Genomic DNA, 11,594 nt, shown 5'->3' on the forward strand with positions numbered 1-11,594 from the left:
ATGAATTTACTAGAGACAATCAACAAGAATAACTTGCCAAAACATTTGGCTATCATAATGGATGGTAATGGCCGTTGGGCAAAACAACAAGGCCTTTTAAGAGCTTTAGGTCATGAAAGCGGAACAAAATCCGTTAAAGTAATCATTGAAGCCAGTGCCAAGCTCGGCATCGAATTCCTTACTTTATATGCTTTCTCCACTGAAAACTGGAACAGACCAAAACTAGAAGTTGAAACTTTAATGAAAGTGCTGATCAACTCCTTAAAAAAAGAACTTGTAACACTCCAAAAAAACAACATCAAACTGAATGCTATCGGTAATTTAGAAAAATTACCGAAATCAGCACAAAAAGAACTACTTGATGTTATTGATAAAACTAAAGACAACACACAAATGACATTGACCTTAGCGTTAAGCTATGGTTCCAGAGAAGAAATTGTCAGTGCAGTCAGAAACATCTGTAATAAAGTTAAAAATAATATAATTTCAATAGACACTATTGACGATTCCATTATTAATGAGCATCTTTACACGCAAAATTTACCTGACGTAGATTTATTAATACGAACAAGTGGAGAACATAGGATAAGTAACTTTTTGTTGTGGCAGATTGCCTATTCAGAATTGTATTTTACTGACATATTGTGGCCAGACTTTAAAGAACAAGATTTATATGAGGCTATCATTAGTTATCAAAAAAGAGAACGTAGATTTGGAAAAACAAGTGAACAAATTAAATAATTTTTTAGTGTTAAATAAAAGCATAAAAATAGTCCTTACCGTTTTGATTTTTGGAAGTTTTACACAAGTTAAAGCTCAAGAAAGAGTTCCTTTTGATCAAGGGAAAAAATACATTTTAGCCGATGTGACTGTAGTTGGAGATATTAGTTTCAACTCTCAAACTGTAGTAACTTTTTCAGGTTTAGAAAAAGGACAAGAAATAACAATTCCTGGTGAAGAAATCAGTGCTGCTATAAAAAAACTGGGAAAACTGGGTCTCTTCGATGAAATTTCATTTTATGTAAATAAAGTACAGAATGACAGTATTTATCTTGATTTGAATATTGTAGAGTTACCTAAATTAAACCAAGTAAAATTTGTAGGCGTTAAGAAAACGAAAACAGAAGCTTTAATAAAAGACAACAGTCTAAATAAAGGGAAAGTAGTTAATGAAAACTTGATTACTACCACCAAAAACTACATAGAAAATAAATACAAAAAGGACGGTTTCTATAATACTAAAGTAAACATAAACACTGTAAAAGATACTTCGACGGTAAATCAAGTGAATATGCTTGTGAGTATCGACAAAGGGGAAAAAGTAAAAATTCAAAAAATTGATTTTGTAGGAAATACAAAAATGTCAGACAAAGCTTTGCGAAAAGCGATGAAGGAAACGAAACAAAAAAATCCTATTCGCATTCTAAAAGCATCAAAGTTTATAAAAGATAAATATAAAACTGATTTAGAAAAAGTAGTTTCAGCTTATAAGGAAAAGGGATACAGAGATGCCAGAATACTTTCGGATTCTGTAACTTTTGACAAAGAAAAGAACGCATTATCAATTAAAATAAATGTAGAAGAAGGTAATAAATATTACTTTGGAGACATTAAATTTTTAGGAAATACGGTGTATACCGATCAAGGATTAAGCCGAATATTAGGTGTTAAAAAAGGAGAAACCTACAATGGTGTTCTGCTGCAAAAAAGAATTGCAGATGCATCAAAACCTGACGGCGAAGACATTGACAATTTATATAAAAATAATGGTTATTTATTTTCTAATATAAATGCCGTTGAGGTAAGAACAGCAAATGACACTATTGATTTTGAAATACGAATCACTGAAGGACCAATTGCTTATTTCAACAAAATTACTGTTGTTGGAAATGACAAAACAAATGACCGTGTGATTTATCGTGAATTAAGAACAAAACCAGGAGAAAAATACAGCAAAGAAGAATTAGTTAGAACCATTCGTGAAATTGGACAACTAGGATTTTTTGATCCGGAAGCGATTGATCCAAAGTTCAAGAATGTAGATTCGGGAGCGGGAACAGTTGATATTGAATACAATCTTGTAGAAAAAGGTTCGAGTCAAATTGAACTTCAAGGTGGTTATGGCGGAGGTGGTTTCATCGGTACTCTTGGACTATCGTTTAACAACTTTTCAGCAAGAAACATGTTAAACAAAGATTCGTATAAGCCATTGCCTATGGGAGATGGTCAAAAAGTTTCTTTACGTTTACAAGCCAGTACTTTCTTTCAAACGTATAGCGTTTCATTTTCTGAACCTTGGTTTGGCGGAAAAAAACCAGTACAATTTAGTACTTCGTTATCGTACAGTAAACAATTTTTAAATAATTTTGTTACACAAAAAGCGGATAAAACTAAAAGTTTTAATATCATGACATTGTCTGTTGGTTTAGCAAAAAGACTGACTGTTCCAGATGATTTCTTTGTATTGTCACAATCTTTAAGTTACCAACATTATGATTTAAATAATTACAATACCGGATTATTTACCTTTGGAGATGGAACATCTAGAAACATGGCTTATACCATAGGATTAACAAGAAGTAATAAAGGTGTGAATCCAATTTTTCCAACGTACGGATCGGAGTTTAGTATTTCAGCTAAATTAACCCCTCCTTATTCATTGCTAAACGGAACAGATTATGCAACATTAGGAGATAAAGAAGAATATAAATTAAAAAATACTGTTGACCGCCAAAATGTGCCGGATGCCAATGGAAACATTGTTCAAATAGGAGATTATATTGACACCAATGGGAATAAAGTTACTGATTATACTCTTGCAGCAACAAATATCAGTAAAGTAGATCAAGAGCGTTTTAATTGGTTAGAATATTACAAAATAAAGTTCAAAGCAGACTGGTATACAAAAATTTATGGTAAATTAGTGCTTAGAACTTTAACAGAATTTGGTTTCCTTGGAGCATACAATCAAGACAGAGGTGTTGTTCCTTTTGAACGATTCTATCTTGGTGGTGATGGACTGGCAAATTATTCAATGGATGGTAGAGAAACAGTACAGTTGAGAGGATATCCTAACAACTCGTTGACTCCTGTAAATGAGACAGGAGATCAAATCGGAGCTACTGTTTTTAATAAATTTTCAATGGAATTGCGTTATCCTATAACACTAAAATCATCGGCTTCAATTTACGCATTGGCATTTATAGAAGCAGGGTCATCGTTTAAGGATTTCAAAAGCTATAATCCATTTGCATTAAATCGCTCAGCCGGAGTTGGTTTACGTGTATTTATGCCAGCATTTGGTTTATTGGGAATTGATTTTGGACACGGTTTTGATACATTGCCAGGACAAGCAAAAGCTAATGGATGGGAAACCCATTTTATCATTGGACAGCAGTTCTAAAAAAATTGGTTATAAATTTTCTAATACAGTAACGTTATGAGAAAACAATTTTTATATCTATTTTTAGTATTAGTCATTGTACAAACAATTGACGCACAAACCAGAGGAACTAAGCTAGGCTACATTGATATGGAATACATTTTACAAAATGTACCCGATTATACAGAAGCAAAGACTCAATTAGAGCAAAAGGCTGAAAAATGGAAACTGGAGATTGATACTAAGAAAATTGAAATCAATAAATTGAAGGAAGCCTTAAAAGCAGAAAGAGCTTTATTGACGAAAGAGCTAATTGACGAAAGAGAAACAGAAATTAATTTTCTTGAAAACGAAAATCTAGAATACCAACAAAAAAGATTTGGTGCCAACGGAGATTTGATGATACAAAAATCCGTTTTGGTAAAACCAATACAAGATCAAGTTTTTACTGCGGTTCAAGATATTGCAGAACGGTTAAAATATGATTTTATCTTTGACAAAACTTCCGACTTGACCATGTTATTTGCGGCAAAAAGATTTGATATAAGCGATCAAATTTTACGCACACTGAACAGGACAGAAAAAAGAGAACAGTTGACTAAAAAACAATTAAAAGAAGAGGAAGCTAAAGAAAACAAAGAAGATGCATTGGACGAAAATCCAGCATTGGTAGAGAGACAAAAACTCTTAGATGATAAAAAAGCTACAAGAGATAAAACACTCGCTGATAGAAAATTGCTTCAGGAGCAAAAGAAAAAAGAATTTGATGACAAAAGAAAACAAATTTTAGCGGACAGAGAGGCTAAAAAAAATGGCACGGTTTCTGCAAATGTTAAAATAGACGGCACTGAAACAGTAACTGGCAACGATCCTGATAAAGACAGCACGAAACAAGCAGTTGAAGATCTCAAACAAAAACAAGCGGCCGCAAAAGCCAAAACATTAGAAGATCGTAAGAAAGTTTTAGAGGATCGCAAGAAAGCATTAGACGAAAAAAGAAAAAAAACACTGGAAGACAGGGAAGCAATTAGAAAAGCTAAAGAAGAAAAATTAAAAGAGAATACAAACAAAAATTAATTATTAAATATTTTAAAAACGATGAAACAAATTAAAACTCTATTTATTGCTGCCATTTTTATTTTAGGAGCAAACCAAACAATTAATGCACAAGCAAAAACTGCTCATGTTGATGTAAGTGAAATTATGTCAAAAATGCCAGCAATGCTAGATGCTCAAAAACAATTGGAAAAATTGAGTACTACGTATGATGCTGATTACAAAAAAATGGTTGAAGAATACCAAGGAAAATTGAAAAAATACGAAGCTGAAGCTGCTACAGTTACTGAAGCAATAAATGGTGAGCGCTCTAAAGAAGTTCAAGATATGCAAAAAAGAATTGTTGACTTTAGAGACAATGCTCAAAAAGAATTGCAACAAAAAGAATCTGATATCGTAAAACCATTAATGGAAAAAGTAAGAGCTTCTATCCAAAAAGTAGGAAAAGCTAAAGGGTTCCAGTATGTATTAGATGGCACTTCTCTATTACTTGCAGACGGTCCAAACTTGACTATGGATGTAAAAAAAGATTTAGGTTTCTAAAACCAATCGATACTCGTACAAAACTGCTCATCCTTATCTTAGGCTTGAGCAGTTTTTTGTTTAAAATAAATTTTAGGAAATTCAAATTTCAGCATGTAACTTTGTTTTATGAACAGCAATAATCAACCTATAGGAATTTTTGACTCAGGGATTGGCGGAACTTCAATTTGGAAAGCAATCCATCAATTACTACCCAATGAAAAAACCATATATCTGGCAGATAGTAAAAATGCCCCTTATGGACAAAAATCTAAACAAGAGATTATTGCATTGAGTATGAAAAATACTGATTTTCTTCTGGAAATGAAATGCAAATTAATTGTCATAGCTTGTAATACTGCAACCACTAATGCAATACAAGAGTTAAGAGCTACATATGACATTCCGATTATAGGTATTGAGCCTGCAATAAAACCGGCTGTTACGCATTCTAAAACACAAATAATAGGAATCTTGGCTACACAAGGAACCCTGAACAGTGAACTTTTCAACAAGACTACAGAAAAGTACCAAGACACAAAAATAATTGAGCAAGTGGGCCACGGATTGGTCCAGCTAATTGAAAACGGGGATATCAATTCCCCAGAGATGACTAAACTGCTTCACTCCTACCTGACTCCGATGATTGAAGCCAACATCGATTATTTAGTATTAGGGTGTAGTCATTATCCCTATCTGATTCCACAAATCAAAAAAATCCTTCCAGAACACATTCAAATTATAGATTCTGGTGAAGCTGTTGCCAAACAAACACAAAATATATTACGAGACAAAGTAGGTTTTTCATCGACACAAAACAGTGAACCCGTTTTTTATACAAATATAAATCCAAAAGTTTTGACTGAAATTTTAGAAAATAAATACACAGTTGAAGAAATAGATTTTTAAACTAGATTTTTCACTCTTCTTCTTTGAACCAACTCGAATACATTACATAATTATTCGAAATGCGTTCAATTTCGCCCGCAAAATCAGATTGATCAATATCTTTCACTTTCTTAGCAGGGACCCCTGCCCAGATCGTACCAGATGCTACAACTGTATTTTGAGTAATAACAGCACCGGCAGCCACAATAGAATTACTTTCGATCACACAATTATCCATTACGATAGCTCCCATTCCTATTAGCACATTGTCGTGAACCGTACAGCCGTGTACAATAGCATTATGACCAATGGAAACGTTATTCCCTATAATTGTTGGGTGCTTTTTATACGTACAATGAATAACTGCCCCATCTTGTATATTTACTTTATTACCAATTTTAATGAAATTTACATCCCCTCTTATTACGGCGTTAAACCAAACACTACAATTTTCTCCAAAAGAAACATCACCTACAATAGTTGCATTTTCGGCTACATAACAATCCTCCGGAATTGAAGGTGACTTACCGTTAACAGATTTAATTAGCATGAGTAAAATGTAATAATTTATTAATTAATTGCCGGACAATAACAATCGTATTTTACCGGTTTACAGAACAAGTCAATTCCTAAAGTTATTTGGTGGTAGCCACCATTATCGAACTTAACAGCTCCGGTTAATTGAGAATAGGTATAGGCAAACATAAATCTGTCAAAGTTAACACCTACTATTGGAGTAATATATTGCAGTTTTTGTTTCGAAACAGAATTTCCATCAATATATTCTGCACCGTCAAAACTTCTTCTATAGGATAATCCGCCCCAAAGCTTTCCAAAATCTAACGTTTTATAGGCTTTAAAATTAATATCAATCGATTTTTCTTTAGTTTGATCCACCATTTGGAATAAAACAGAAGGCTCCCATAATATTTTATCTCTGTCCCCAAAGATGTAACCAGCACTCAATAAGTACTTTCTTAAATTATCACTTTCATATTCAGTGTAAATATCTCTTCTGGTCTCTATGACATTTTTTACAGTAGCATGAGCATAAAAATCCAAGTAGTTGTAAGACGCTCCAATATCTACATTAAAATAAGAATCTTTTTGTACGACAGTTCCATCAATAATTGGGTCAAAATCACCTGATTGCATGAATTCCGTTTCATCTAATTGACTTTGAATTAATCCTGCGCTGATACCAAAAGACAATTGGTTCAAATCGACCTCATCTCTTGAAAACATAAGGTGATAGGCATAACTAAATTTGACTCCTTTTTGGGAATGATATCCATTTTTATCATTGAAAAGTATAATTCCGGCACCTGCTTTTTCACCTACTCTTCCATTAAAACTTAATGTTTGAAGCTCTGGAGCATCTTCCTGATCAAACCATTGTTTACGACCCGTCAGCCTAATTTTGGCACAATTTGACGCACCTGCCATAGAAGGATGAATTAAGTAATAGTTGTCTGAAAGATAATCGGAATAAACAGGAATTCCTTCCTGTGAAAAGGAATAATAGGATATAAAAAAAAGAGCAGATAAAAATTTAATTTTATTATACATTTAATTACTTTTTAATAAGAATGAATAATTCTAAATTAATAAAAGTTTTATGGAAACAAAGACAAACAGCTTATCTAAAAATTAAACTAAAGTTAATTTATTCATTAAAAACTCAAATATAGTTATTCGTAGAAAATAACTTTACTAAATTTGTAAAAATTTAAAAGTCATGAACAAAGTTAGCATAAAAGAAACACAAAACCCAACTATATTAAAGTTTGAATTTCAAGATTTTATAACTCAAAATGAAAGTTTTGAATTCAAAAACATTGATGAAGCTAAAACGTCTCCACTAGCGCAACAATTATTTCACCTTCCCTTTGTAAAAACAATTTACATTTCTGGAAATTTTATTGCAATCGAAAAATATAGTATTGTTGAATGGGACGATGTCAAAGAAGCCGTAGCAGAACAAATGGAAACATTTGTAAACAATGGTGGGACAATCGTTGCTATTGATGAAACCAAAAGCAAAAAACAGCCTGTGACCGTTTATGGAGAAACCACTCCAAACCCATCGGCATTGAAATTTGTAGTGAGCAAAATGTTGACTAAGAACGCTATCGAATTCAAAAATATTGATCAAACAGGCGCATCTCCATTAGCAAAAGAACTTTTTAAATTTCCTTATGTAAAAGAAATTTTCATTGATGAAAACTATATATCTGTAACTAAATATGAAATCAATGAATGGCAGGAAATAACATTAGAATTAAGAAGTTTCATTAAGCAATATATTGAAAACGGAGGAACAGTTCTAGATGAAAATTTCATTCAAGCTGCTACAGCAAAAGAGGATACTAAATTAAAAGAGTTTGATAATCTGGATGTCACTTCCCAACAAATCATCAACATACTAGAGGAATACGTAAAACCTGCCGTACAAGCTGACGGTGGAAATATCGCATTCGATTCCTATAACGAAACAGACAAGACCGTAAAAGTAATCCTTCAAGGAGCGTGTAGCGGTTGCCCTTCATCAACATTTACTTTAAAAAGCGGTATCGAAAACATGCTGAAAAGTATGCTGAATGACGAAGGAATTAAAGTGGAAGCCATAAACGCATAAGTAAAATTAAAAGCATACATTAAGCTGATAATGTTATAGTTATACAAAATAATTACCGTTTTAAATTGAAATTTTAAATAAAATAGGTATATTTAATCCTTAACTTAACAAATAAAAATTATGTCAGTATTAAAAGTAATTGAAGTGCTTTCCAGTTCAGATATAAGTTGGGAAGATGCCACTCGAAAAGGAGTTGCAAAGGCGGCTAAAACCATAAACCACATACGTTCTGTATACATTAAAGACCACAGTGCAGCCGTAAGTGGAGGTGAAATCACAGAATACAGAGTAAATCTAAAATTAACTTTCGAACTCGAATAGATTAATTTTATCAATTAATTTAAGCGTTTCAATTGAGACGCTTAAATTAATTTTAGAAGCTAATTCCCACTATTCGTCGCAATACTTGCTGGTGTCGATTATCCGCCTGCATTCTCAAACTGGATGAATTTGGGGTTGAACTTTTCGGAACAAAACAAAGAATTGGCTATTTGTGGAGAATTGGCTTTAGAGTATTCTGCAAAAACAAACAGCATGTACATTCCCAATATTGTTTTGGTCGGAACCCAAAAAACGTCAAGCCTTCCTTTTTTATGAGCACGTTATATAAATAAGGAAATGCTGTTTTATCTGTGCCAAAACAGGGCCTGCTTGATGCCAAATACTGATTTCCAGCAAATTATTAATGATTTAATAAAGTAATCGTAGAAAAAATTGTTTAATATTGTAAGACTAATCAAATAAAAATACGATGGGACTATCTTCATTTTTTAAAAATTTATTTGGCTCAGCCAAAGAAACTGCCAGCGAATTAGCTGACAAAGCAGAAACTACTTTTGAACAAGCAAAAGAGACTGCAGCACCCTATCTTGAAAAAGCAGAAACATTTGCAGAGGAAACATTTGAAAAAGCAAAAGAAACTGCAACTCCTTATCTTGAAAAAGCGGAAATTTTTGTAGAAGAAACATTTGAAAAAGTAAAAGAAACTGCTGCTCCAATTATAGATAAAGTAGAAGGTTTTGCTAACCAAGCCAAAGAAACTGTCACTGGGCATTCTGACAAAGCAGGTGATGCTTTAGGAAACGCTGCAGAATCCGTAAAAGAAAAAGCCGCCGTAGCCGTAGACAAAGTGGAAGACATAGCAAGTGATAGCAAAACAATAGTTTCGGATACTGTGGAAACTGCAAAAGAAAAAGCCGCCGTAGCCGTAGACAAAGTGGAAGAAATAGCAAGTGATAGCAAAACAATAGTTTCGGATACTATGGAAACTGTAAAAGAAAAAGCCGCCGTAGCCGTAGACAAAGTGGAAGACATAGCAAGTGATACCAAAACAACAGCTACTGACGCTGTCGAAACTGTAGCTAAAAAAGCAAGCAAATTAGCAAATGACGGTGATCCCGACACCACTGAAAAAGCTAAAGAAACTATAAATAAAATAGAAGAAGACGCAGATTAATTTATAAAAAAATAATTTATTTGTATTTTTGCACTACAAACTTAACCTTCTCTTTTGGGAAGGTTTTTTATTAGATAAAAAATGAACTTAAATCCAAATCAGTTAACTGATTATGCCAATACATTTATCACGGTATTGATTGATTATTCGCCAAAAATTATTTCTGCCTTTCTCATTTTATTTGTTGGCCTTTATGTGATTCGGCTCATCAATAGATTCATCAGAAAATTAATGATAAAAAGGGACTTAGACCCCACCTTGACTAAATTCCTTGCCGATATTCTACTTTGGGTTTTGAGGGTTTTATTATTTGTGACTTTTATTTCAAACCTGGGAATAGAAACTTCGTCATTTGTTGCCATTCTTGGTGCCATGGGACTTGCAGTGGGTTTATCTCTTCAAGGTTCCTTATCGAATTTTGCAGGCGGCATGCTGATTATTCTCTTTAAGCCTTTTAAGGTAAACGACACCATTGAAGCACAAGGAGTAACCGGAACTGTCAGCGAAATTCAAATATTTGTAACCAAATTGATTACGGCTAATAACCAGACTATTTTTATACCCAACGGATCTTTATCAAATGGAAATATTATCAATTATTCTTTGCAAAAAATTAGAAGAGCTGATTTGACCATTGCTATTTCCTATGATACGGATATTAAAAAAGTAAAAGAAATAATTACTGCCATTTTCAAAAACAATCCAAAGGTACTTCAAACTCCTGCACCCGTTGTTTCTGTAAAAAATCTAACCGATAGTGCTATACAATTAGCCGTTAGACCATGGGCCACAAATGAAGATTTCTGGGATGTTTATGCTGATACATTGGAAAGCTGTAAACTGGCATTTGACGCCGCCGGAATTGTGACTCAGCCTTATGTAAGAGAATCAGCTAAGGATAATTCTTAATTTAAAGATTACTTCTTTGAAGTAGTAATCATGAAATCTTTCAAATAATACGGTTCAAAATAAGCGACATCTACAGTGTCGCTTTTTTTGAATTTATCAAAACTTATTGCACTCATTTCTTTGGCAGAAGGATATACAATTTCGTCAAGGAAAATATAATTTTCTTTGGTCAAAACCGACTTGCATTTTTCAGCACAATCACCAACAAAATAAAGTGTTTCCTGCAAATTCTCAAAGGAGTTCTCCGTAATTATTTCGGCAAGAACTTCTCTTTTTCGTTCCAAATTTGGAGCAAAAACAGCACTATATACTTCCATTCTGCGAGCGTCAATCATAGGAATAATTAATCCGCTTAAAATGGTTACCTGTGACGCCAAAGCTTGTAAAGTATCTACCGCAATTAATGGAATATCCAGCGCATAACACAGTCCTTTAGCTGCAGAAACTCCTATTCTTAATCCGGTGTAAGAACCCGGACCTTGACTCACAGCGACAGCAGATAAATCATTAAGTGTAATTCCCGCTTCTTTTATAATTTCCTCAATAAAAACATGCAGTCGTTCTGCATGAGAATAGCCTTCTTCGGCAATTTCTTTGCATATAATTGTTTTTCCACCTTTTGCAAGAGCAACAGAACAATTTTTCGTAGCGGTTTCGATGTTGAGAATGTATTCCAATTTTTAGATTTTATTTTAACTTGAAAATCACAATCATGAAATATATTCCATAATTGTGATTTTAAA

At 33.2% G+C, this 11,594-nt stretch carries 13 protein-coding genes; 10 read left to right on the forward strand and 3 right to left on the reverse strand.

Annotated features, from left to right (window positions below):
* The 5 genes from E0H99_RS00090 to murI all read left to right on the forward strand — a co-directional run bounded on the left by E0H99_RS00090 (nt 1) and on the right by murI (nt 5,869).
* Nucleotides 1–741 carry an isoprenyl transferase gene (locus E0H99_RS00090; RefSeq protein WP_131915011.1) on the forward strand — a complete coding sequence of 247 codons (741 nt, stop codon included), beginning with the start codon at nt 1–3 and terminating at the stop codon, nt 739–741.
* Nucleotides 674–3,403 carry an outer membrane protein assembly factor gene (locus E0H99_RS00095; RefSeq protein WP_131990234.1) on the forward strand — a complete coding sequence of 910 codons (2,730 nt, stop codon included), beginning with the start codon at nt 674–676 and terminating at the stop codon, nt 3,401–3,403. The genes E0H99_RS00090 and E0H99_RS00095 overlap by 68 nt, the downstream gene beginning before the upstream one ends.
* Before the next feature lie 36 nt (nt 3,404–3,439).
* Nucleotides 3,440–4,459, forward strand: coding sequence for an OmpH family outer membrane protein (locus E0H99_RS00100; protein ID WP_131990235.1), 1,020 nt, complete (start codon nt 3,440–3,442; stop codon nt 4,457–4,459).
* A 21-nt stretch (nt 4,460–4,480) separates the two neighbouring features.
* Nucleotides 4,481–4,981 carry an OmpH family outer membrane protein gene (locus E0H99_RS00105; RefSeq protein WP_131990236.1) on the forward strand — a complete coding sequence of 167 codons (501 nt, stop codon included), beginning with the start codon at nt 4,481–4,483 and terminating at the stop codon, nt 4,979–4,981.
* Nucleotides 4,982–5,089: 108 nt separating this feature from the next.
* Nucleotides 5,090–5,869, forward strand: coding sequence for a glutamate racemase (murI, locus tag E0H99_RS00110; protein WP_131990237.1), 780 nt, complete (start codon nt 5,090–5,092; stop codon nt 5,867–5,869).
* Nucleotides 5,870–5,879: 10 nt separating this feature from the next.
* On the opposite strand, the gene E0H99_RS00115 is transcribed toward murI, so the two are convergent.
* Nucleotides 5,880–6,398 (reverse strand): gamma carbonic anhydrase family protein, encoded by a 519-nt coding sequence (locus E0H99_RS00115; protein ID WP_131990238.1) that lies wholly within the window; start codon nt 6,396–6,398, stop codon nt 5,880–5,882.
* 20 nt (nt 6,399–6,418) lie between these two features.
* Nucleotides 6,419–7,417: a type IX secretion system membrane protein PorP/SprF gene (locus E0H99_RS00120; protein ID WP_131990239.1), complete on the reverse strand. Its 999-nt coding sequence runs from the start codon at nt 7,415–7,417 to the stop codon at nt 6,419–6,421.
* Between the two features lie 169 nt (nt 7,418–7,586).
* Between E0H99_RS00120 and E0H99_RS00125 the strand changes: the two genes are divergently transcribed.
* The 5 genes from E0H99_RS00125 (at nt 7,587) to E0H99_RS00140 (ending at nt 10,851) form a co-directional block, all read left to right on the forward strand.
* The gene (locus E0H99_RS00125; protein ID WP_131990240.1) at nt 7,587–8,486 is read left to right on the forward strand and encodes a NifU family protein; all 900 of its coding nucleotides are present in this window, start codon (nt 7,587–7,589) and stop codon (nt 8,484–8,486) included.
* 120 nt (nt 8,487–8,606) lie between these two features.
* The gene (locus E0H99_RS00130) at nt 8,607–8,807 is read left to right on the forward strand and encodes a dodecin family protein (protein ID WP_131990241.1); all 201 of its coding nucleotides are present in this window, start codon (nt 8,607–8,609) and stop codon (nt 8,805–8,807) included.
* A gap of 123 nt (nt 8,808–8,930) precedes the next feature.
* Nucleotides 8,931–9,083 carry a hypothetical protein gene (locus E0H99_RS17120; protein WP_165930240.1) on the forward strand — a complete coding sequence of 51 codons (153 nt, stop codon included), beginning with the start codon at nt 8,931–8,933 and terminating at the stop codon, nt 9,081–9,083.
* Nucleotides 9,084–9,237: 154 nt separating this feature from the next.
* Nucleotides 9,238–9,942 (forward strand): hypothetical protein, encoded by a 705-nt coding sequence (locus E0H99_RS17290; protein WP_205728665.1) that lies wholly within the window; start codon nt 9,238–9,240, stop codon nt 9,940–9,942.
* An 81-nt stretch (nt 9,943–10,023) separates the two neighbouring features.
* Nucleotides 10,024–10,851 (forward strand): mechanosensitive ion channel family protein, encoded by an 828-nt coding sequence (locus E0H99_RS00140; RefSeq protein ID WP_131990242.1) that lies wholly within the window; start codon nt 10,024–10,026, stop codon nt 10,849–10,851.
* A gap of 8 nt (nt 10,852–10,859) precedes the next feature.
* Here E0H99_RS00140 and tsaB read toward each other — a convergent pair whose 3' ends face one another.
* Nucleotides 10,860–11,528 carry a tRNA (adenosine(37)-N6)-threonylcarbamoyltransferase complex dimerization subunit type 1 TsaB gene (tsaB, locus tag E0H99_RS00145; RefSeq protein ID WP_131990243.1) on the reverse strand — a complete coding sequence of 223 codons (669 nt, stop codon included), beginning with the start codon at nt 11,526–11,528 and terminating at the stop codon, nt 10,860–10,862.
* Nucleotides 11,529–11,594: the final 66 nt, after the last annotated feature.

Origin of the sequence: Flavobacterium sp. GT3P67 (assembly GCF_004349155.1) — a bacterium.
Lineage (GTDB): Bacteria > Bacteroidota > Bacteroidia > Flavobacteriales > Flavobacteriaceae > Flavobacterium > Flavobacterium ranwuense.

Coding starts and splice junctions, on each gene's coding strand:
- E0H99_RS00120 (WP_131990239.1), bottom strand. CDS start 7,417: ATGTATAATAAAATTAAATTTTTATCTGCTCTTTTTTTTATATCCTAT.
- murI (WP_131990237.1), top strand. CDS start 5,090: ATGAACAGCAATAATCAACCTATAGGAATTTTTGACTCAGGGATTGGC.
- E0H99_RS00105 (WP_131990236.1), top strand. CDS start 4,481: ATGAAACAAATTAAAACTCTATTTATTGCTGCCATTTTTATTTTAGGA.
- E0H99_RS00130 (WP_131990241.1), top strand. CDS start 8,607: ATGTCAGTATTAAAAGTAATTGAAGTGCTTTCCAGTTCAGATATAAGT.
- E0H99_RS00125 (WP_131990240.1), top strand. CDS start 7,587: ATGAACAAAGTTAGCATAAAAGAAACACAAAACCCAACTATATTAAAG.
- E0H99_RS00100 (WP_131990235.1), top strand. CDS start 3,440: ATGAGAAAACAATTTTTATATCTATTTTTAGTATTAGTCATTGTACAA.
- E0H99_RS17290 (WP_205728665.1), top strand. CDS start 9,238: ATGGGACTATCTTCATTTTTTAAAAATTTATTTGGCTCAGCCAAAGAA.
- E0H99_RS00115 (WP_131990238.1), bottom strand. CDS start 6,398: ATGCTAATTAAATCTGTTAACGGTAAGTCACCTTCAATTCCGGAGGAT.
- E0H99_RS00140 (WP_131990242.1), top strand. CDS start 10,024: ATGAACTTAAATCCAAATCAGTTAACTGATTATGCCAATACATTTATC.
- E0H99_RS17120 (WP_165930240.1), top strand. CDS start 8,931: ATGAATTTGGGGTTGAACTTTTCGGAACAAAACAAAGAATTGGCTATT.
- E0H99_RS00090 (WP_131915011.1), top strand. CDS start 1: ATGAATTTACTAGAGACAATCAACAAGAATAACTTGCCAAAACATTTG.
- E0H99_RS00095 (WP_131990234.1), top strand. CDS start 674: ATGAGGCTATCATTAGTTATCAAAAAAGAGAACGTAGATTTGGAAAAA.